We start from the raw sequence: 19,641 nt of genomic DNA on the forward strand, positions 1-19,641 counted from the left end.
GCCAACTCCCACGCCTTCGGCAGAAGCAGAGCGGCGTTGGTCGCATGGCTTTTGATTCTGCCCGAAGGGCGTGGGAGACAGATTCGGCAGGATCAGCAGGAGGCGGACCTCCGACACACCCTGCAACACCTACTACACTGACGGACGAAAGCGTATCATCGCGCCCCTTGTTTTCTAGCCTCGGTGCCCCTCATGTCCACACTCCCGCTCGCCACTGAACGCCGTGGCTGGTCATTCTGGTGGAAACCTCTGATGTTTCTGCTGGTGGCCGCCATCGGTCTGTACTACGTCAAATGGTCGCCGTATTACCTGAAGTCTTTCGTCGCTGCCGATACCCACAACATCGGCGGCTCGATCATCAACGACAACCCCGCCAATCCCTGGGCGGCTGCACTGGCCTACGCGCAGGTGTATTTCCTGGCGATCTGGAAAGCTGCCGTGCTGGCGGTGATCCTCGGCTCGCTGCTGCAAGTGCTGATTCCGCGCGACTGGCTGCTGCGCATGTTCGGCCGCGCCGGCCTGGGCTCGACGGTGCGCGGCGGTCTGTTCGCCCTGCCCGGCATGATGTGCAGCTGCTGCGCCGCACCGGTGGCCGCAGGCATGCGCAAGCAGAATGTCTCGGTGGGCGCCGCGCTGGCGTTCTGGATCGCCAACCCGGTGCTCAACCCGGCGACGCTGGTGTTCATGGGGTTCGTGCTGGGCTGGGGCTTCACGGCCCTGCGTCTGGTCGCGGGCATCGTGCTGGTGGTGGGCGTCTCACTGGTCGCGCAGCGTATTTCACGGCCTGAAGCGCTGCCCGAGGAAGCGGTCGAAGCGGTGGTCGAAGCCGAAGCGCCGGATCAGGGTAGCCTGCTCAGCCGTTGGGGCAGGACGATCTGGCAGTTGTTCTGGACCACCATCCCGATCTACGTGGTGGCCGTGCTGGTGTTGGGCGCGGCGCGGGTCTGGCTGTTCCCCCATGTGGATGGCGCCATGGGCAACAGCCTGCTGTGGCTGGTGCCGCTGGCGATCGTCGGCACGCTGTTCGTGATCCCGACCGCCGCCGAAATCCCGATCGTGCAAACCCTGATGACCCTCGGCCTGGGCACCGCCCCTGCCGTGGCGCTGCTGATGACCCTGCCGAGCGTGAGCCTGCCGTCGCTGCTGATGCTGCGCAAATCCTTCGACCGCAGGGTGCTGGTGACCGTGGGTGTATTGACCATGTTGATTGGCGTGGTCAGCGGTTTGATTGGTGCTGCGGTGTTGTAAGGCTGGCTTTTCTTTGTAGCAGTCCGGCTTGCCGGCGGTGGCGTCCTTGAAATCGCTACCGCCGGCAAGCCGTGCTGCTACAAAAGCATCACACCCATCGAGTGCGTCGAAGAGCGTAAATCCGTAGCAGCGGTGGCGTCCTTGAAATCGCTACCGCCGGCAAGCCGTGCTGCTACGCAGGTTCAGCGCAATGGCCTGAACGGGCTTATCTCGCCGGTCGCTGTTTCAAGTACTCGACGACCGCCGCCTGATCCCCGGCAAACTCGATCCGTGCGTTCTTGCTATCGCGCTGATGGACGTACATCGGGTCGTAATACTCGCTCAGCATGGCGCTGATCCAGGCTCGGTGCTGATCGACGTCGCCGCTGCGCTCCTGCTCTTCCAGCGCGCTGTCCATGATCGCCGCCAGACGCTGATAACGCTCGCCGCCCAACCGCCGAACGATGCTCGACAGGCTCTGCTTCAAACGGTCCGCATACCCCGCATACCCTGTCTCGACGCCCTGCACGGCGATGAACTCGGCGCACAGGTCGATCACGTAATCCTTGAGAATCCGCTCGACGCGGCCTTCGAAACTGTCTTCCAGCCACACCAGTGGCGCGTCTTGCATGGTCCGGTACAACTCGAGCGGCACGGCACGACTGCCGACAATCCGGCCTTCGTCTTCGATGACGAACTGATGCAGGTGTTTGGCCCGCTTCTTGAGAATGTCGATGGAAAGCTGGTTCTCGAAATCGATCTGCCCCGGCTGCGGCGTCGCATGCTTGCCGAAACTCGACCCGCGATGATTGGCGTGGCCTTCCAGATCCAGTGCGTTATCCAGCTGTTGCAACACCTCGGTCTTGCCGGTGCCGGTCAGACCGCCGATCAGCACGAAATCGCATTCGGCCACTGCCTGCTCGGTGACGCCGATCAGAAAGTTACGCATGGCCTTGTAGCCGCCGATGATGCGCGGGTACTGGATGCCCGCCTCCGACTTGAGCCATTGCTGGGTGATCTGTGAACGCAGGCCGCCCCGAAAACAGTACAGAAACCCTTGCGGGTGTGCGTTGGCGAAGGCCGCCCACGCTTCGATCCGCGCTTGCTTGAGCTCGCCCGTCACCAGCTTGTGGCCCAGCTCGATGGCCGCCTGCTGGCCGTCCTGCTTGTAGCTGGTGCCGACTTTCTGCCGCTCGATGTCGTTCATCAGCGGCAGGTTGATCACCCCCGGAAACGCGCCTTTGGCGAATTCCACCGGGGCGCGCACGTCCATCATCGGGGTGTCGTGGAGAAAGATGTCGCGAAAATGGGCGCTGTTGTCGCGCATCAGAACACCTCGACCGCGAGTCGCTGTCGCTCCACCAGTTCGCCGATGGGCGCCAGGGTCAGGCCCAGTTCACTGGCCAGTGCGAGAAACGCAGGCTCTTCGGCCGGCTCGACCGCGATCAACAGCCCGCCGCTTGTTTGCGGGTCGCACAGCAGCAGCTTCTGCGCTTCGGTCAGCTCGCCGATGCGCTCGCCGTAGCTGTCGAAATTGCGATGGGTGCCGCCAGGGATGCAATGCTGTTCGATGTAGAAATCGACGCTGCCCAAACGCGGTACCGCAGTGGCATTCAGCCGCGCCGTGACTTTACTGCCGTCGGCCATCTCCACCAGATGCCCCAACAAACCGAAACCGGTGACGTCGGTCATTGCCGTGACGCCCGCCAGTTTCGAGAAACGGCTGCCGGGCTTGTTCAGCGTGCACATGACGTCGCGCGCCAGGCCCACGTCTTCGTCGCGCAATACGCCCTTCTTCTCGGCGGTGGTCAGAATGCCGATACCCAGCGGCTTGGTCAGGAACAGCTTGCAGCCCACGGTGGCGGTGTCATTGCGCTTCATGAAGCGCTTTTCCACCAGACCGGTTACGGCCAGGCCGAAGATCGGCTCTGGCGCGTCGATGGAGTGACCGCCCGCCAGCGGAATGCCCGCTGCATCGCAGACGGCACGACCGCCACGGATCACTTCACGGGCGATTTCTGGGGCCAGTACGTTGACCGGCCAGCCGAGAATGGCGATGGCCATCAACGGGTCGCCGCCCATGGCGTAGATGTCGCTGATGGCGTTGGTGGCGGCGATACGGCCGAAATCGAACGGGTCGTCGACGATGGGCATGAAGAAATCGGTCGTGGAGACCACACCCTTTTCGTCATCGATGGCGTAGACCGCCGCGTCGTCGCGGGAGGCATTACCGACCCACAGGCGCGGGTCGAGATTCTGCGCGCCACTGCCGGCAAGGATGGTCTCCAGGACCTTGGGAGAAATCTTGCAGCCGCAGCCGGCGCCGTGACTATATTGCGTAAGACGAACAGTGTCGTTCATGGGAAGCCCCTGAGTTTCAAGGCGCTGAAGTCTATCAGAGCCGGGGGCGGTTGGTGATCTTGCGGGATGGTCGGATGCCAGCCGAAGATCGCCTGAATGGATGAGGTCCCGTAGCAGCACGGCTTGCCGGCGGTAGCGTCTGCATGATCGCCTACGCCGGCACACGCAACGCCACCCGGCCGGGCTGCTAGAGGTGGGCCTGCCTATTGATCGAGCCTGTTGATACTCAAGACTCAGCCTTGATCAGCGACTCAAGCGAGGCATCGAATTTCTGCAGCGCGTTGATCTGCACTTGACGCTGCGAGTTGATGTCAGCGGCGATTTCCGGGGCGCGTTTGGTCTGGGCCCAGATCGGCGACATGGACTTGGCATCGCTGCCTTCGGCCTTGCCGATGAACTTAAAGTCGCCATCGAAAAACTCGGCCACGATGCTCGACTGCACATCGGAACTGCGCTCGGTGACCAGCTTGTTGCGGGTGTCGAGCAGCACGATCACGTCAGGACGCGCCGCCAATACCTCGTCGAGGTTCTCGTAGAAATCCACCTTGGAGAACTGCTTCTCCAAGGAGTCGGCGAACCAGTTGATCGCCAGCTCCGGGTCGGAACTGTTCGCGTAGGCTTGGGTGATGCGACTGTCGGTGAGTCTGGCGGTGAGCCCGTCCTGAGCGGTGGCGTTATAGCGCGCCATGTACGCCAGATTGGCCACCGTGTTATCGGTAAAGATCACGCCCACGGTCTGCTCATGTTTGAGCTTCACGCCGGACGTTACGGCGGACGCTCGAAAAGGCCCCTGCGAGGCGTCGGAATAACGTGGAGCGCCTGGAACGGCACATCCGGCCAGGGCGACAACCAATGCAATCAGGGCAACGATTCGAACGTTCATGTGTTTTCTCCAGGGGCGGGCGCGTTGGGCGTGCTGCCATGCTGAGCCTCCCGAAGAGAAAGCAGAACTTGAGCCGATCAATGTTGTGGATCGATCAAAACAATAGTGGGGTCAGGCCCTGACCATGCGGCGCGCGCTCAGCACCTGCGCGAACATCAAGGCACCGACGCACAGCAGCGCATCGCGCAGTCCGATGACGTGTGCGACGAAGCCGATCAAGGCCGGCCCCAGCAGAATGCCGCAGTAACCGATGCCGGTGATGACGGCGATGGCAAGCCCGGCAGGCATCGCCGTCTGCGCACCGACCACCGAGCAGTAGACCGGGAAGGCGTTCGACAGCCCCAGGCCGATCAGCGCAAAGCCCAGCAGGAACAACGGCCAGGGTTGCAGCAGGACGGCCATGGCGAAGCCGATCATCACCAGAAGGCCGCCGCCGATGAGCAGGCTCACGGCGCCAAACCGGTGTCGCAGGTAATCACCGGAGAATCGGCCTGCGGCCATGGTCAGGGAAAAGACGGCGTAGGCGCCGCCGGCCACCGCCAGGTCGATCTGATGGGTCCGGTTCAGGAACACCGCGCTCCAGTCCAGAATGGCACCTTCGACCAGCAGCGCAATGAAGCACAACAGGCCCACGACCAGCACCTTGCCGGTGGGCATCGCGAAGGGCGCGCCCGGATCGTCGGCGCCGTAGGGCAGCAGATGCCGGGCATGCCAGAGCAGCAATCCGCCGACGAGCAGGACCACCACCGACACCGCCGCCACGGGCGACGCTCCGGCCCACAGCAGCAAGCTCATCAACAGCGCGCTGGCGATGCCGCCGAGGCTGAACAGCCCATGAAACCCGGACATCAGTGGGCGGCCATGATCACGCTCCACCATCAGACCCTGGACGTTCATGGCAACGTCAATGCTGCCCAATCCTGCGCCGAATGCAGCCAGCGCCAACGCGAGTCCGGTGAACGACGACAGACTGGCCAACAGCGGCAACATCCCGCAGATCAGGGCACCGCCCACCAGCGAGACGAAGCGACAGCCCTTGCGGGTCGTCATCATCCCCGCGAGCGGCATCGCCAGCATCGAGCCCAGACCGAAGCACAACAGCAGCAGGCCCAGTTGCGCTTCTTCAAGGCCGGCCCGCTCCCGGGCGAACGGCACCAGCGGCGCCCACGCCCCCAGCGACATCCCCGACAGCAGGAACGTCAGGCGATAACTCCAGAGATGAATCAGCGTCGGGGTTTTAGCGGGTTCAGCGATAGACAAGGTCATGATCCGAAGAATGTCAGGTGATACGGCAGTACAGCATTCAACTGTGAAATGCAGTTAAAACTGTGGGAGCCGGCTCGCTGGCGAATGCGTGGTGTCAGGCACCTGATCGGCAACTGACCCAACGCCATCGTCGGAACGCCCGCACCGAGCCGGCCCCCACAGGGTAAAACTCAACAGCAGGGCTCACATCATCGGCGCCGCCATGCTCACCACCCGCAGCGCCAACCCTTCATAGGCATCGAGCGTAATGGTGAACTCACCCTCCTCGGTCAGATCACCCTCCACCCGTTCATTGATGATGTCCACCACAGGGCCCGGCGCGATGCCCGGCAGGTGCAAGGTCTCGACGATGGCATCGGCACTGAAATTGAGCGCGGTGATCTGCGTGCCCTTCCCGGCCGGCAGCTCGTGAACCATGATCAGCAGGCCCGGATGTTCGACATCGGGAATCAGAATCTGCCGGCTGGCGGCGATGTCATAGGCGCGGCGCACGGCGAGGATTTTCTTCAACTGCGAAGCGAACGAGTCCGGACGTTGCAGTTGCTCCACCAGGCTGCCGTACAGCGTTTTGGCGCGTGGCATGCCGCCTGCCGAGACCTCCGCGTCCGGGTCCATATCCACCAGATCGTAGGCGCCGCGATGAATCCAGCGCGTGTCGCCATCGCCCATCAGGTGCGCGACCTGCTCGGCGGGCAGCGGCAAGGCGCCCACCAGGTCCCAACCCGAGAGCGCGAACACCCCCGGCTGCATGGCGTTGAACATTACCAGCAGCAGGTGAATGTGCTGGATCTTGTGGATGTCGCCGAGCGTGATCGCGTCCAGATCGCGAATCCCCAAGGCGGCGGTGATGATGCTTGCCGTCGTGCAGGACACGCCGTTGGTGACGAACTTGAGGTTGTACGGCGCATGCTCACCGGCCAGATGCTCGTACATTTCCTCGCGAATGTGCTCGCGCAGGATATTGCCGGGGAACGTCTGCCCCATGTACAGGTACTGGTCGTGGGCATGCAGCGTCCAGAAATGCACCAGTTCCAGGGTCAGCTCATCGTGATTTTGCAGCGCATGGATCAACGAGGCGGGATCGATGCCGAACTCGTGCACCTGACGCAGCATGAGCCGCAGAAACTCGGTGCGACCGGTCAACAGCGCGTGTTGATAGGCCGGACGGGTGATGAAGTCATAGGACAGATCGGCGCCGCCGTGGGACATGGCAGCGATGTCGTCAATGGTCAGGTTCAGTTCCTGAAAGCTGAAACCGCCTGCCTTGCGAATCGCCCCTGCCAATAGCTGGTTGCCGGTGATCGACAGCGGATGGCTCTCGGACCACGCGGTGCCTTCGGCCTTGCGCTCGACCCCGAGAAAACCGTTGGCGTCCAGGCGCAACACCCGCGCGCCCATTACATCGATGGCATGCAGCGCGTCACCGATGATCATCTGTTGTGCGGCGAAGCTTGGGTCCAGCCAGTTCAACGACGGCTGGCCTTCCTTGAAGTAATGCAGGTAGACCCAGCGCCGCGCCTTGCCATCGACGCCCGTGATCACCGGCGTGGTGCTCCAGTCGGTTTCCTTGACGCCGGGCTCGAAGAAGATCACCCGCTGCAACTGGCCGACGATGTAATGCTTGTCGCGCAGCGCATCGACGGTGGCGGGCGGCAGGTTGACCGCGTCGCGACCGGCGGGGACGTCAGGCAGCAGCGGCCAGTCTTCTTCCTTGATCTCGACCATGTGGTACAGGCCCGGATATTCCTCGTAGGCCAGTTCGGCCAGACGAAAGTCCGCGCCCTTGCCAGTGTGGGACGGGATCACGTCGTCGACGATTACCGCGTTGTGCGCAGCGGCGATGCGGCTGAGGCTGAGGCTGAGAAATTGCGCGTCGGTGCCCAGATCAGCATCCACTTCGAAGCTGATCCGGTCGAAATTGCCGTCGATGCTCGGCGTGCGCTGACGCCCCTTGAGCCCCCCGGATGCTTTCAACGGGCCGTTGTGAATGCCCTGAATGCCGATTTCGGACAGCGCATGCCAGAGTTTTTCATCGCCCAGCGCTTCGAGTACCGAACCGCCGTCGCGGGTGACGATCGACGCCGGATAGGCGGTGAACCACACCGATGCAATGGCCGATGCATCCCGCGGCCGGGCTTGTGCGTAAGGACGCTGCCAGAGCCGGCCCTGGCCCCCATAAAGTTTGGCGCGTTGCTTTGCCGCGTTGAGCATCGATTGCTCAACCAGCCATTCCACATACTGCTTGTCCGGGGTGGTCATAGGGTCCAGGGTTCCGTCTTCAAATGGATTGGAGAGGTCGCCCAAGGCGCTGATGCGCGCGGCTCGGGACGATCCTGTCTACGCCGTTGCTATGTCTATGAGCGTTCACAGACGCAAACGTTGCATGAAGAGGGAATTTGTTGCCGCGTGCAGAAGCGCCGCACCAGCACCAGCACCAGCCAACGCCTGTAGCCGTCCGGCTTGCCGGCGGTGGCGTCATCGGAATCGCCACCGCCGGCGAACCGGACGGCTACACGGATGTGGCAAACCGATTCAAATATGCCCGGCGTTGACGATGAACTCCTGATACCCGGAAAGAATCACGTACATCGCGAAGTAGCAGAAGATCGCCGCAGAGACCCAGTACGAATACTTGAGCAGCTTGTCGCCCAGCAGACGCCCGCCGTGGCTGGCGGCCAGGCAGATGAACACGCACCAGGCCACGCCTGCGCTGAAGAACCCGGACAGAAAGAACGCCGTGCTCAGGCTGCCATGCCCGCCGGCGCGGGAGATGAGCGTGCCCCCGACCGCCGCGAACCAGAGAATCGCGGTCGGCGAGGACACTGCAAGAAATACCCCTCGGGAAAACTCTCTGAATCCGGAGCGGTTATCCGCCTCACCGGCAATCGCCAGCCCGCTGTGGCTGCTGATCGCCGACATCACCATTTTCACCGCGAAACCGATCAATAGCACCGAACCGCCGATCCACAGCCCCCACCGCACCCATTCGTATTGCAGCAGCACGGTCATCCCGGCCAGCGCGAGAATCGCGTAGAACAGATCGCCGAAGCAGGTGCCCAGTCCCAGCCAGAAACCTTGCAGGTAGCCGCGCTGCATGGCCAGCGTGATCATCGCAATGTTGGCCACGCCAATGTCCAGGCACAGGGAAAGGCTCAGCAGAAAGCCGCTGGTGAACTCCATGTTTGATATCCGTTGAAAGCGATTGATGAGGGTGCGGTTGCAAAACTGCGCGCAGGATAACGGGATTGCGAGAATTTGCCGATGGCGAGCTTGCCGAAACGGTCAGGATTTACCCGTCATTCACGCGGGGATACCCTGTAGCGGTCTATACCGTCGGGGAGCTGTTCGTGGAACTTCACATCGTCATTCAAGGCCGCAAGGACCTGGCGAATCAGCTGTACGAACAACTGCGCGAAGGCATCGAGTCCGGGCGCCTGGCTGCAGGCGTCCAGTTGCCGCCCAGCCGCCTTCTGGCCGCGCAACTGGGGCTGTCGCGCAAGACCGTTTCCGACACCTACAGCCGTCTGACTTACGAAAACTTTCTGGTGGGCAAGATCGGCAGCGGCACGTTCGTCAACACGCCGAACACCCCGATCCCACGCCAACAGGCGACGGCGGACCTGGCCAGCCTTGAGCGCGTGAAGCAATGGCAGGACATCTCCCTGCCCCTGCGCCATCCGACCCGGCAAACCACCCTGCGCCGCGATTTCATCGGCGGCGCCACAGCCAAGACCCAGTTTCCCCATGACGAATGGCGGCGTTGCACGCAATTCGCGCTGCGGCAGATGTCGCAAGCGCGGGGCTTCTACAGCCAGCCGGAAGGCCTGACACCCTTGCGCGGCGCGATTGCCGGGCACATCGCCTTCGCCCGCGGCGTGAAGTGCACCGCCGATGACGTGGTGGTGTGCAACGGCGCGCAGCAGGCGCTGGACCTGATTGCCCGGGTCCTGATCGAGCCGGGCTGCACGGTGGCAGTGGAAGATCCGGGTTATACCCCCGCGCGTCTTCTGTTTGCCGCGCAAGGAGCCCGGGTGGTCGGGGTGCCGGTGGACGGTGAAGGCATCATCGTCGAGCAGATCCCCGACAACGCCCATGCGATCTACGTCACGCCGTCCCATCAAATGCCGCTGGGCATGCCCATGAGCGTGGCGCGGCGCCAGGCCTTGCTGGAGAAGGCCAGTCGCATTGGCGCGATCATCATCGAAGACGATTACGACAGCGAGTTTCGCTATGAAGGTCGACCTACCGACTCGTTACAGAGCATGGACCGGTTCGGCGTCGTGGCGTACGTCGGCACGTTCTCCAAAACCCTGTTGCCGGAGCTGCGCCTTGGCTATGCCGTGCTGCCTGAGGTGATGCTCGAAGCGGTCATCAAAGCCAAGCAATTGACCGACTGGCATACCAGCACCCTGCCGCAATGGGCGCTGACCAAGTTCATCGGCGAGGGCCTGTTGAACAAGCATATCCGCCGCTGCCACGGTATTTACGCCGGACGCCGCGACCGGATTCTGACCCGCCTGGCCGGGGACTTGGCGCCGTGGATGCAGGCGATCCCGTCCACTGCCGGCTTTCACATGGCGGTGATGTTCAACGTGCCGCTCGATCTGGACCGGCTGATCGAACGGGCCCGCACCGAGGAAATCGGTCTGTACCCGTTGACCGGGTTCTACGCGGACACGCCCGCAGGCGACGGGCTGATCCTCGGTTTCGGCGCCATCGAAACCCTGGACATCGACCCGGCGCTCGACTGCGTGCGTGAGTTGCTCAAGGCGATTGCCGGGTAGTCCGGGCGTCGTTCGGCGCGGCTGCGTGAGTGCGTGGCTGCGTGGGTACGTGGGTGCGTTACTGATCGCTTCGCCCGCCGCCGGCGCCTACAACTCGGGCGTCGGTAGCAGACGGTCCCGGCAGGTTCAGCGAAGAGGATCGTTGCGGTTTTTCGGGAACTTCCCGCGTTCATGCCTGCCGACTACAGAGGCGCCGGACATTCCGTCCGCCGATACAAGGAGGCCCATCCCATGCCAGATTCAAACGGAAAGATCCGCTACGCTGTGGTTGCAGGCGGCTGGATTTCTCAAGGCGCGTTCATGCCAGGCCTGGAACAGACCGACAACTCGGTGATGACTGCACTGGTCACCGGCGATCCGGTCAAGGCAGACGAACTGGCCGCGCTGTACGACCTCAAGAGTTACCACTACGACGAATTTGACACCCTGCTGAGTTCCGGCGAAATCGACGCAATCTACCTGGCGACTCCCAATTTCCGCCACCGCGAATTCGCGGTTCCGGCACTCGAAGCCGGCATTCACGTGCTCCTTGAAAAGCCCATGGCGACTAACGAGGAAGACTGCATCGCCATCGCCGACGCAGCCAAACGCTCAGGCGCCAAGTTGATGGTCGCCTATCGCCTGCACTTCGAGCCGGGCACCGTGGAAATGGTCCATCGCGTTCGCGCAGGCGATATCGGCGATCCGCGTCTGTTTACCGCCACGTTCGCGCAGACCACCGATCCGGCCAACCACCGCATGCAAAGTGGCTTCGATGCAGGCCCGGTGGCCGACATGGGCCCGTACCCGATCAATGCCGTGCGCAACCTGTTCGGCGCAGAGCCACTGCAAGTGCACGCCGTCGGCATCAAGACGCCGGGACGTGACATCAACACGTTCGACACGGTCAATGTCACGCTGCGTTTCGCCGAAGAACGGCTGGCGACCTTTACCGTCAGTTACAGCCTGCCGTCCACCGAGCGCTTTCAGTTGATCGGCACCCAAGGCGAGTTGGAGGCGTCACCCTGTTTCGGTTTCGGTGAAGGTGTGGCGATTGCCTACCGTGCGATCATCGACGGCACCACCACCGAACACAGCCATCCAGTGGTCGATCAGTTCGGCGGCGAGACGCAGTATTTCTCGGATTGCATCCTGCAGGACCGCGAACCCGAGCCCGATGGCGATGAAGGCTGGCGCGACGTGCGCGTCGTCAAAGCGATCGAGCGCGCATTGATCAGCGGACAGCCGCAAACGCTGGACCCGTTGCCGGAACGCCCGGGCATCAGCATCGAACAGGCACGGCGTCTGCCACTGGCGAAGGTCCCGCCGTACATCAATACCGACGAGCCCAATGCCTGATCGCCAACTCCAGCGTGCGGCTCGATCTGCTCTGCCTTCTTTCGCAGTCCAGTTCGGCCGAGCAGTGTTCCGTTTCCCGGCGGTGGCGTGAAATCGCTACCGCCGGCGAGCCGGACTGCTACAGAGGTCGGGCGGTTGACTGGACAATCATCCGCCTCAACAGCGCCGGATCAGCGTGCCTTGCGGCTGGAAAAATGCAGTTGTATGATGTCTGTCAACATTCGATACGTCTTCCGTTATCGTCGCTCAGCTTCATGCACGTCCATAGATTCCCTGTCAGGCACGTCGCCTGATCGTTTCGACCCAAAAATAACAGGAGAAGCAGATGCCTACCGTTCTCGGCCAGAACTTCATCGGCGGTGCCCGCAGCGGCCTCGGCGAAGCACGCCACAAGAGCCTCGATGCCACCACTGGCGAAGCCCTGCCCTACACCTTCCACCAGGCCACCGACGGCGAAATCGACGCCGCTGCCCTGGCTGCCAAAGACGCCTTTGCTGAATACCGTCAACTGAGCCCGGCCCGCCGCGCTGAGTTCCTCGACGCCATCGCCGACGAACTCGACGCGCTGGGCGATGACTTCGTCGCCCTGGTTTGCCAGGAAACCGCACTGCCAGCCGGTCGTATCCAGGGCGAGCGCGGTCGTACCAGCGGCCAGATGCGCCTGTTCGCGAAAATCCTGCGCCGTGGCGACTTCCTCGGTGCTCGCATCGACCTGGCCCTGCCGGACCGCAAGCCACTGCCACGTGTCGACCTGCGCCAGCAGCGCATCGGCGTCGGCCCGATTGCCGTGTTCGGCGCCAGCAACTTCCCGTTGGCCTTCTCCACCGCTGGTGGCGACACCGCGTCCGCACTGGCTGCGGGCTGCCCGGTAGTGGTCAAGGCCCACAGCGGTCACATGGCGACGGCCGATCTGGTGGGTAATGCGATCATCCGCGCCGCCGAAAAAACCGGCATGCCCAAAGGCGTGTTCAACATGATCTTCGGCAGCGGCGTGGGTGAAGGCCTGGTCAAGCACCCGGCTATCAAGGCCGTAGGCTTCACCGGTTCGCTGCACGGCGGTAACGCGCTGTGCAAACTGGCCTCTGAGCGTCCTGAGCCAATCCCGGTGTTCGCCGAGATGTCGAGCATCAACCCGGTGGTCCTGCTGCCAGGCGCTCTGTCGGCGCGCGGCGCGGCCATCGCGGGTGAACTCGCGGCTTCCGTGGTCATGGGTGCCGGCCAGTTCTGCACCAACCCAGGCGTTGTGATCGGTATTCGCTCCCCTGCCCTGACCGCGTTCACCGAACAGCTCAAAGAGCACATGGGTGGCCAGGCGCCGCAGACCATGCTCAACGAAGGCGGCCTGCGCAGCTACAGCAAGGGCGTCCAGAAGTTGATGGGCCACCCGAGCGTCACTCACCTGGCGGGTAAACCGCAGGAAGGCCGTCAGGCCCAGGCGCAGCTGTTCAAGGCTGACGTGAGCATGCTGCTCAACGGCGACGAACTGCTGCAAGAAGAAGTCTTCGGCCCGACCACGCTGCTGATCGAAGTGGCAGACGATGCTGAACTCAAAGCCGCATTGCTGGCCCTGCGTGGTCAACTGACCGCCACCCTGATCGGTGAAACCGCCGACCTGCAAAAATACCAGTGGCTGGTTCCGGTGCTGGAAGAGAAAGTCGGCCGCATCCTGGTCAATGGCTATCCAACCGGCGTGGAAGTGTCCGATGCCATGGTTCACGGTGGTCCGTACCCAGCGACCTCCGACGCCCGCGGCACTTCGGTTGGCACCTTGGCAATCGACCGCTTCCTGCGTCCGGTCTGCTACCAGAACTACCCGGACAGCCTGCTGCCGGCCGCGCTGCAAAACGCCAACCCACTGGGCCTCAAGCGCCTGGTCAATGGCGAGTGGAGCAGCGACGTCATCGCCTGATGAGCGCCTGATCCGTAAAAAATAAAACGGCGCGTCCCGCACAGGACGCGCCGTTTTTTTTCGCCTCGCATTGCCAGTGGCAACGCACAGCACTAGCATCGCTGCCATTCGATTCACCCAGCGACGGACACAGACATGAACGACGAACTACAGATCATCGACTTGCAGGAAGGCACCGGCAAGGCGGCGGTCAAGGGTGCGCTGATCACCACGCAATACACCGGCACGCTGGAAGCCGGCACGGTGTTCGACTCGTCCTGGGAACGGGGCAAACCCTTTCAGTGCGTCATCGGCACCGGACGCGTCATCAAGGGCTGGGACATGGGAATCATCGGCATGAAAGTTGGTGGCAAGCGCAAACTGCGGGTGCCGTCGCACCTGGCCTACGGCGAACGCTCCATGGGCAAACACATCACCCCGCATTCGACCCTGATGTTCGAAATCGAGCTGCTGGAAGTCCTGACGCGGGATGATTGAAGCGGCCCAGCTCTGATGGCGGAGAAAGCACCTGTAGCAGCCCGGCCGGGCGGCGGGCCATTTGCCGGCGGTCGCGATTTACACAGCACCACCGCTGGCAAGCCGGACGGCTACAAAGGAATCAGATGACAGGGAGCACCTAACTCGCCACCCCGGCCCCCGACCTCATCAATACGTTCGCCAGCTTCCTCGCCAGCTCTTCTTCCTTATAGGGTTTTTGCACGATCAGTTGCTGGTCGACGTCGAGGATGTCGATGTCGGCGAAGCCGGTGATGAACATGATCGGCAATCCGGGGTGGTCGCGCTTGACGATTTCGGCCAGTTCCGCGCCGGTCATGTTGGGCATGGCGAAGTCGGTGAGCACCAGCTCGATGGCAGGGTCGATCTTCCTCAATGCCTCATCGCCGTTCTCGGCTTCGACCACCGAATAGCCCAGGGAGCTGAGCATCATCGAGGTCACAGAGCGCACGTCGGGGTCATCGTCTACCAGCAGAATGGTGCGATGCAAATCATCGGCGTCGGCGCTACCGGGCATGTCCGAGACGCTGATCACCGGCGTCGCCGCCTGGGCGATGCTCGGCAGATACACCTTGATCGTGGTGCCGGCGTTTTCGGCGGTGTCGATGCTCACGCCGCCACCGGACTGCTTGGCGAAGCCGAACACTTGCGCCAGCCCCAGACCCGAGCCTTTGCCAACGGCCTTGGTGGTGAAGAACGGCTCGAACGCCTTGGCCAGCACCTCCTGACTCATACCGCTTCCGGTGTCCTTGACCGACAGCACCACATAGGCGCCGGGATCCGGATCTTCAGGGCGCTGCGGCAGACGGTAGACCATCTCGTTCCAGGTACTGAGCCGCAATTGCCCGCCCTGATGCATGGCATCCCGTGCGTTGATCGCAAGGTTGAGGATAATCATCTCGGTCTGGGTCGGGTCGACCAGCGCGTTCCACAGGTCTTGCGCCAGATCGGTCTCCACCCAGACGCTACCCCCCAGCGCACGGCCGAGCAGTTCGCGCATGCCGCCGATGGTGTCGTTGAGGCTCAGCGCCACCGGCTCCAGGCGCTGACGGCGGGAAAAGGACAGCAATTGACTGGTGAGCTTGGCGCCGCGCTCCCCCGCCTCGCGGATGTTCTGCAGACGCTGCGGGGATTTGGTGAACACGCCTTTTTCCAGATCGCGGGTCAGGAAGTTGGCACTGGTCAGAATGACCGTCAGCAGGTTGTTGAAGTCATGAGCGACGCCCGCCGTGAGTTGCCCCACCACTTCCAGGCGCTGCATCTGTTGCAGGGCGGCTTCGACCCGCTCACGTTCCTTGATCTGGTCACGCAAACGTTTGTTGGTCGCCGCCAACTCGTCGACGACCGCCCGCTCGCTGGTGATGTCGCGCACAGCGGCGTACATCAGCCCCTCGTCCGGCACGATGGTCCACGACAGCCATCGGAAGCCGCCTTCGGCATGGCGCATGCGATTGACGAAACGTGTGGTGACGTTGCCACCGGCCACGCTGGCGGTCTCCCGCAGCGTGGCGTCGACGTCGTCAGCGTGAATCAGCTCGCGCAGGCTTCGGTCGTTCAAATCCGCGCGCGTCCAGCCCAATGTCGCCTCCCAAGCAGGGTTGAGCGCAATCGGCGTCATGTCGAAACGCAGCACGCCGAGCAACTCGCGAGACAATTCCCAGGTGCGGTCGCGCTCCCGGGTACGCTGCACCACCCGTTCACCCAAAATCTCGTTGAGCTGATGCAACGCCTGTGTCGCTTGCTTGCGCTCACTGATGTCCTGCATGACCCCGGTAAAGCGCACGCATTTGCCGCCTTCGAACAGCGAGCGTCCGTTGGAAAACACCCAGCGTTCACCGTCGCCCTCCACCAGGATGCGGTGCTCGATCTGATACCCGGTGTCGGCGTCAAGCGCCGCCCGGACCTTGCTCTTCAGGAGTTCGCGGTCATCCGGGTGACAGCGGGCGAACATGAATTCCATGCTCACGTGCTCGTGCCCTGTCAAACCATACAGATGCTTGCAACGTTCATCCCACAACAGGGTGTCGGTGTCCGGATCGTAAGTCCAGACCCCCATCTCGGCCGCTTCGATCGCCAGATGCGCCCGCACTTCGGCGTCCTGCAGCGTCTCCTCGGCACGCACGCGCTTCTCGCGTTCGTGCACTTCGGAGACCGCGCGGACCACCGCCTTGGGCAGCATTTTCAAGTTTTGTTTGAGGACGTAATCGATGGCGCCCATGCGCATCATCTCGACCGCATGCTGCTCGCCAAAGATGCCGGAGAGAAAAATGAAGGGCGTCTGCGGTGCCAGACGTAACGCGCAATTGAGCACGTCCGCGCCCGAAGACCCGGGCAAGAGGTAGTCACTGAGGATCAGGTCGAAACGCTGTGCGAGCAGTTCCCGTTCCACGTCCCGGTGGTTGTAGACCAGCGTGGAATCGATCTTGAGCCCACTGTTTTCCAGCGTGAGCAGGGTCAGTTCGGCATCATGCGGACTGTCTTCAACCAGAAGCAATTTGAGCAGCGGTAGCGGCATGGATATTCGTCAATATTTTCGCTGGAACTGTCCCGCCGCATAATGCACCGCGACACAGGCCCATGGGACGGGGTGAATCAGGACCCCGGGCGGCGTGTCAGTCGCAGTGAACCAGGCGGCGGCTCGTTGAGAACGGCCCAGAAAACCCCGAGATCGGAGATCGCCGAGACGAATTCCTTGAATTCGACCGGCTTGACCACGTAAGCGTTCACTCCCAACGCATAGGCGCGTTGCAGATCGGGCTCTTCTCGCGAGGAGGTCAGCATGACCACTGGAATGCTGCGCAATTCGTCGCTCTCGCGGATCGCCTTGAGCACCTCCAGACCATCGAGTTTCGGCAGCTTCAGATCGAGCAACAGAACCGCCGGATTGCCTGCCGCGCGGTCGTCGTACTGGTTTCGCCGCAAGAGATAGTCCAGCGCTTCGGCGCCGTCACGCAATACGATCACTTCGTTGGCCAACTGGCTACGCTCCAGCGCGACGAGGGTCAGCTCCAGGTCGTTGGGATTGTCTTCCACCAGAAGAATGGGCTTGAGCATTGGGCGTCTCCTCGGACACTCAAAGGGTTACGGTCAGACTGCGCTTGGGCAGCGCAAAATAAAAAGTGGCTCCCTGCCCCAGTTCTCCATGGGCCCACACCGAGCCGTCATGCCGCTCGATGATGCGCCGCACGCTGGCCAGGCCGATCCCGGTGCCTTCGAATTCTTCCATGCGGTGCAGCCGCTGGAACACGCCGAACAGCTTGCCGGCGTATTGCATGTCGAAACCCACACCGTTGTCGCGGATGTAAACCACGACCTTACCGTCCTCTTCGTAGCTGCCGATTTCGATAAAGGCGGCGCCTTCCTTGCGACTGTACTTGATGGCGTTGGACAGCAGGTTGCGCATCGCCAGATGCAGAAACGCGGGGTCGGCGATCACCACCGGCAGCGGCTCGGGAATGCGCCATTGCAGGTCGCGTCCTTCGTAATCCGGCTCCATTTCCTTGCGAATCGCATCGACCATAGCGTTCAGATCGACTTGCGAGTAGCGCATCGCCGAGCGTCCCATCTGCGAGAAACTCAGCAGGTTGTCCACCAGCGTGCCGGCAAAACGTGCCGACTCGCCGATGTTTTCCAGGAAGCGCACGCCGCGTTCCGACAGTTTGCCGCCCTCGGTGTCGCCGAGCAGCTCGGCATAGCCGGCGATATGCCGCAACGGGGCACGCAGGTCATGGGACACGCTGTAGGAAAACGCTTCGAGTTCCTTGTTGGACTTCTTCAACTCCTCGGCCAGTGCGGCCATCTCTTCGGCTTTGCGCAGCACGATGCCCAATACCGCGGCGCGCAGTTCGACCACGCCTTCGGTGTCCAGATCGTCCCATGGTCGGGAGAAGCCACGCACGGTTTCCTGCCACAGCGCGAAGCTGTGACGCGGACTCAGAGAGCCGCTGTCGCTGATGGTTTTTTCGGGCTTGCCGGCCCAGTTCACCACGCGGGTCTGCTCCGGCCGGAACCAGATGATGTAATTGGAGTGGAGCTCGGAAATCGCCATCGCCAGCACGCCGCTGACCGATTGGCTCAATTCCGGCAATTGGGGAATGTCGCGACCGACGTTGTCCGAATGGAACACTTCGTGGGACCCGCGCTGGGTGAGCCAGGCGGTCAGCGCCTGGATCTGCTCGCGATCCGGCGTCTCGCCGTACACGTCCAGTGTCGACTCGGATATCACCGCCGCGCCCGTTGCGTCGACGAACGCCAGCAGCACCTCGGGCACCGAGCGCAGGCCATCAATCACGCTGTCCAGGTCGGCCATGGCCGCCAGCATCTGGACAATCTGCCGGCGCAGGCTGAGCATGCGCTGAGTCTTGGCCTGGGCTTCCTTGGTTTCGATCTGCAGCGACAGCACGCTACCGAGCAGCTCGCAGGCGGTGCGGGTCTGGAAACTCACCGAGCGCGGCGTCGCGTGGTGACAGGAAATCAGGCCCCACAGCTCGCCACGCACGACGATGGAAATCGACATCGACGCCAGGGTCTGCATGTTACGCATGTACTGCAGATGCACCGGAGAAACGCTGCGCAAGGTGGCGAAGCTCAGATCCAGTGGCGCACCGGTCAGGGGGTTGTCGGTGGGCACCAGGGGCGAAGCCTGGTAATTGGCGTCCTCGATCACCCGAATGCGGTTGGCGACGTACAGCGCCCGGGCCTGTGAAGGGATGTCCGACGCGGGAAAACTCAAGCCCAGATAGTTGGGATAGTCAGGGTCGGCCAGCTCGGCATTCACCAGCCCGTTGCCTTCGGCATCGAAGCGATACGCCTTGACCCGCCCGAAGCCAGTGATGCGCTTGACCTCGCCCACGGAACGCTGACAAAGCTCGTCGATACGTTCTGCTTCGTTCATCTGGCTGATGAAGGTGCGCATCAGCGGATAAACATCGCCGTAGGCCGAACTCATGTCTCTGGCAGGTTCGAATTCAGCGATCAACCCCTGATCATGCCGATGGACCATCATCGCCATCGGCTCGCCGGCCCGACTGCCTGCGAGAAAACGCACGTCGCCGACGTGGAACGGATTCTGGTCGTCTTCCGGCAACGCGGCCAGGCGCGCCAGCAAGCGCGGGCAATCGACGAACACCTCGGCGAGCGCAGCGCCGATCAGCACCTGCGGTGCCATGCCCAGCCAGGTCTCGACGTTAGCGCTGACCTGGACGATGGTCAGGGTCGCTTCGTCGATCACCAGCAAAAAGCCATGGGGCTGAATACTGCCGGGAATCTGGATCGGCTCACGGGCGCAGTTGTCGATAGCGCTCTGGTGAAGTTCCTGGCTGAGGGTCAAAACAAGATCTCCTTCACCCTCCGCAACGACGTTCAAATCGACAGAAGGT

14 protein-coding genes are annotated in these 19,641 nt (G+C 62.5%); 5 read left to right on the top strand and 9 right to left on the bottom strand.

Annotation, left to right across the window (positions count from 1 at the left end):
* Positions 1-192: 192 nt before the first annotated feature.
* Positions 193-1,248 (top strand): permease, encoded by a 1,056-nt coding sequence (locus D3M70_RS31480; RefSeq protein WP_120130161.1) that lies wholly within the window; start codon positions 193-195, stop codon positions 1,246-1,248.
* A 205-nt stretch (positions 1,249-1,453) separates the two neighbouring features.
* Here D3M70_RS31480 and mnmH read toward each other — a convergent pair whose 3' ends face one another.
* The 6 genes from mnmH to D3M70_RS31510 all read right to left on the bottom strand — a co-directional run bounded on the left by mnmH (position 1,454) and on the right by D3M70_RS31510 (position 8,917).
* Positions 1,454-2,554: a tRNA 2-selenouridine(34) synthase MnmH gene (gene mnmH, locus D3M70_RS31485; RefSeq protein ID WP_120130162.1), complete on the bottom strand. Its 1,101-nt coding sequence runs from the start codon at positions 2,552-2,554 to the stop codon at positions 1,454-1,456.
* Positions 2,554-3,588 carry a selenide, water dikinase SelD gene (gene selD / locus D3M70_RS31490; RefSeq protein WP_120130164.1) on the bottom strand — a complete coding sequence of 345 codons (1,035 nt, stop codon included), beginning with the start codon at positions 3,586-3,588 and terminating at the stop codon, positions 2,554-2,556. Before selD ends, mnmH begins: the two co-directional genes overlap by 1 nt.
* Before the next feature lie 226 nt (positions 3,589-3,814).
* Positions 3,815-4,471 (bottom strand): ATPase, encoded by a 657-nt coding sequence (locus tag D3M70_RS31495; protein ID WP_120130165.1) that lies wholly within the window; start codon positions 4,469-4,471, stop codon positions 3,815-3,817.
* A 111-nt stretch (positions 4,472-4,582) separates the two neighbouring features.
* Complete coding sequence (locus D3M70_RS31500; protein ID WP_120130167.1) at positions 4,583-5,737, bottom strand: MFS transporter; 1,155 nt, start codon at positions 5,735-5,737, stop codon at positions 4,583-4,585.
* A 183-nt stretch (positions 5,738-5,920) separates the two neighbouring features.
* Entirely contained in the window at positions 5,921-7,996 is a 2,076-nt protein-coding gene (gene treS / locus D3M70_RS31505; protein WP_120130169.1) for a maltose alpha-D-glucosyltransferase, read from the bottom strand.
* Between the two features lie 273 nt (positions 7,997-8,269).
* Positions 8,270-8,917 (bottom strand): LysE family translocator, encoded by a 648-nt coding sequence (locus D3M70_RS31510; protein WP_120130171.1) that lies wholly within the window; start codon positions 8,915-8,917, stop codon positions 8,270-8,272.
* A 167-nt stretch (positions 8,918-9,084) separates the two neighbouring features.
* Here D3M70_RS31510 and D3M70_RS31515 point away from each other — a divergent pair, with 167 nt between their 5' ends.
* The 4 genes from D3M70_RS31515 to D3M70_RS31530 all read left to right on the top strand — a co-directional run bounded on the left by D3M70_RS31515 (position 9,085) and on the right by D3M70_RS31530 (position 14,245).
* Positions 9,085-10,521 (top strand): PLP-dependent aminotransferase family protein, encoded by a 1,437-nt coding sequence (locus D3M70_RS31515; RefSeq protein ID WP_120130197.1) that lies wholly within the window; start codon positions 9,085-9,087, stop codon positions 10,519-10,521.
* 231 nt (positions 10,522-10,752) lie between these two features.
* Positions 10,753-11,859 carry a Gfo/Idh/MocA family protein gene (locus D3M70_RS31520; RefSeq protein ID WP_120130173.1) on the top strand — a complete coding sequence of 369 codons (1,107 nt, stop codon included), beginning with the start codon at positions 10,753-10,755 and terminating at the stop codon, positions 11,857-11,859.
* Between the two features lie 325 nt (positions 11,860-12,184).
* Entirely contained in the window at positions 12,185-13,768 is a 1,584-nt protein-coding gene (locus D3M70_RS31525; protein WP_120130175.1) for an aldehyde dehydrogenase (NADP(+)), read from the top strand.
* Positions 13,769-13,903: 135 nt separating this feature from the next.
* Positions 13,904-14,245, top strand: a complete 342-nt coding sequence (locus tag D3M70_RS31530; RefSeq protein ID WP_120130177.1) for an FKBP-type peptidyl-prolyl cis-trans isomerase — start codon at positions 13,904-13,906, stop codon at positions 14,243-14,245.
* Between the two features lie 139 nt (positions 14,246-14,384).
* Here D3M70_RS31530 and D3M70_RS31535 read toward each other — a convergent pair whose 3' ends face one another.
* The 3 genes from D3M70_RS31535 to D3M70_RS31545 all read right to left on the bottom strand — a co-directional run bounded on the left by D3M70_RS31535 (position 14,385) and on the right by D3M70_RS31545 (position 19,592).
* Positions 14,385-16,778 carry a hybrid sensor histidine kinase/response regulator gene (locus D3M70_RS31535; protein ID WP_120130178.1) on the bottom strand — a complete coding sequence of 798 codons (2,394 nt, stop codon included), beginning with the start codon at positions 16,776-16,778 and terminating at the stop codon, positions 14,385-14,387.
* A gap of 77 nt (positions 16,779-16,855) precedes the next feature.
* Positions 16,856-17,317 (bottom strand): response regulator, encoded by a 462-nt coding sequence (locus tag D3M70_RS31540; protein ID WP_120130179.1) that lies wholly within the window; start codon positions 17,315-17,317, stop codon positions 16,856-16,858.
* Positions 17,318-17,336: 19 nt separating this feature from the next.
* Positions 17,337-19,592, bottom strand: a complete 2,256-nt coding sequence (locus D3M70_RS31545) for an ATP-binding protein (protein WP_177418505.1) — start codon at positions 19,590-19,592, stop codon at positions 17,337-17,339.
* Positions 19,593-19,641: the final 49 nt, after the last annotated feature.

The sequence above is a fragment of the Pseudomonas sp. LS-2 genome, from assembly GCF_003605735.1.
Lineage (GTDB): Bacteria > Pseudomonadota > Gammaproteobacteria > Pseudomonadales > Pseudomonadaceae > Aquipseudomonas.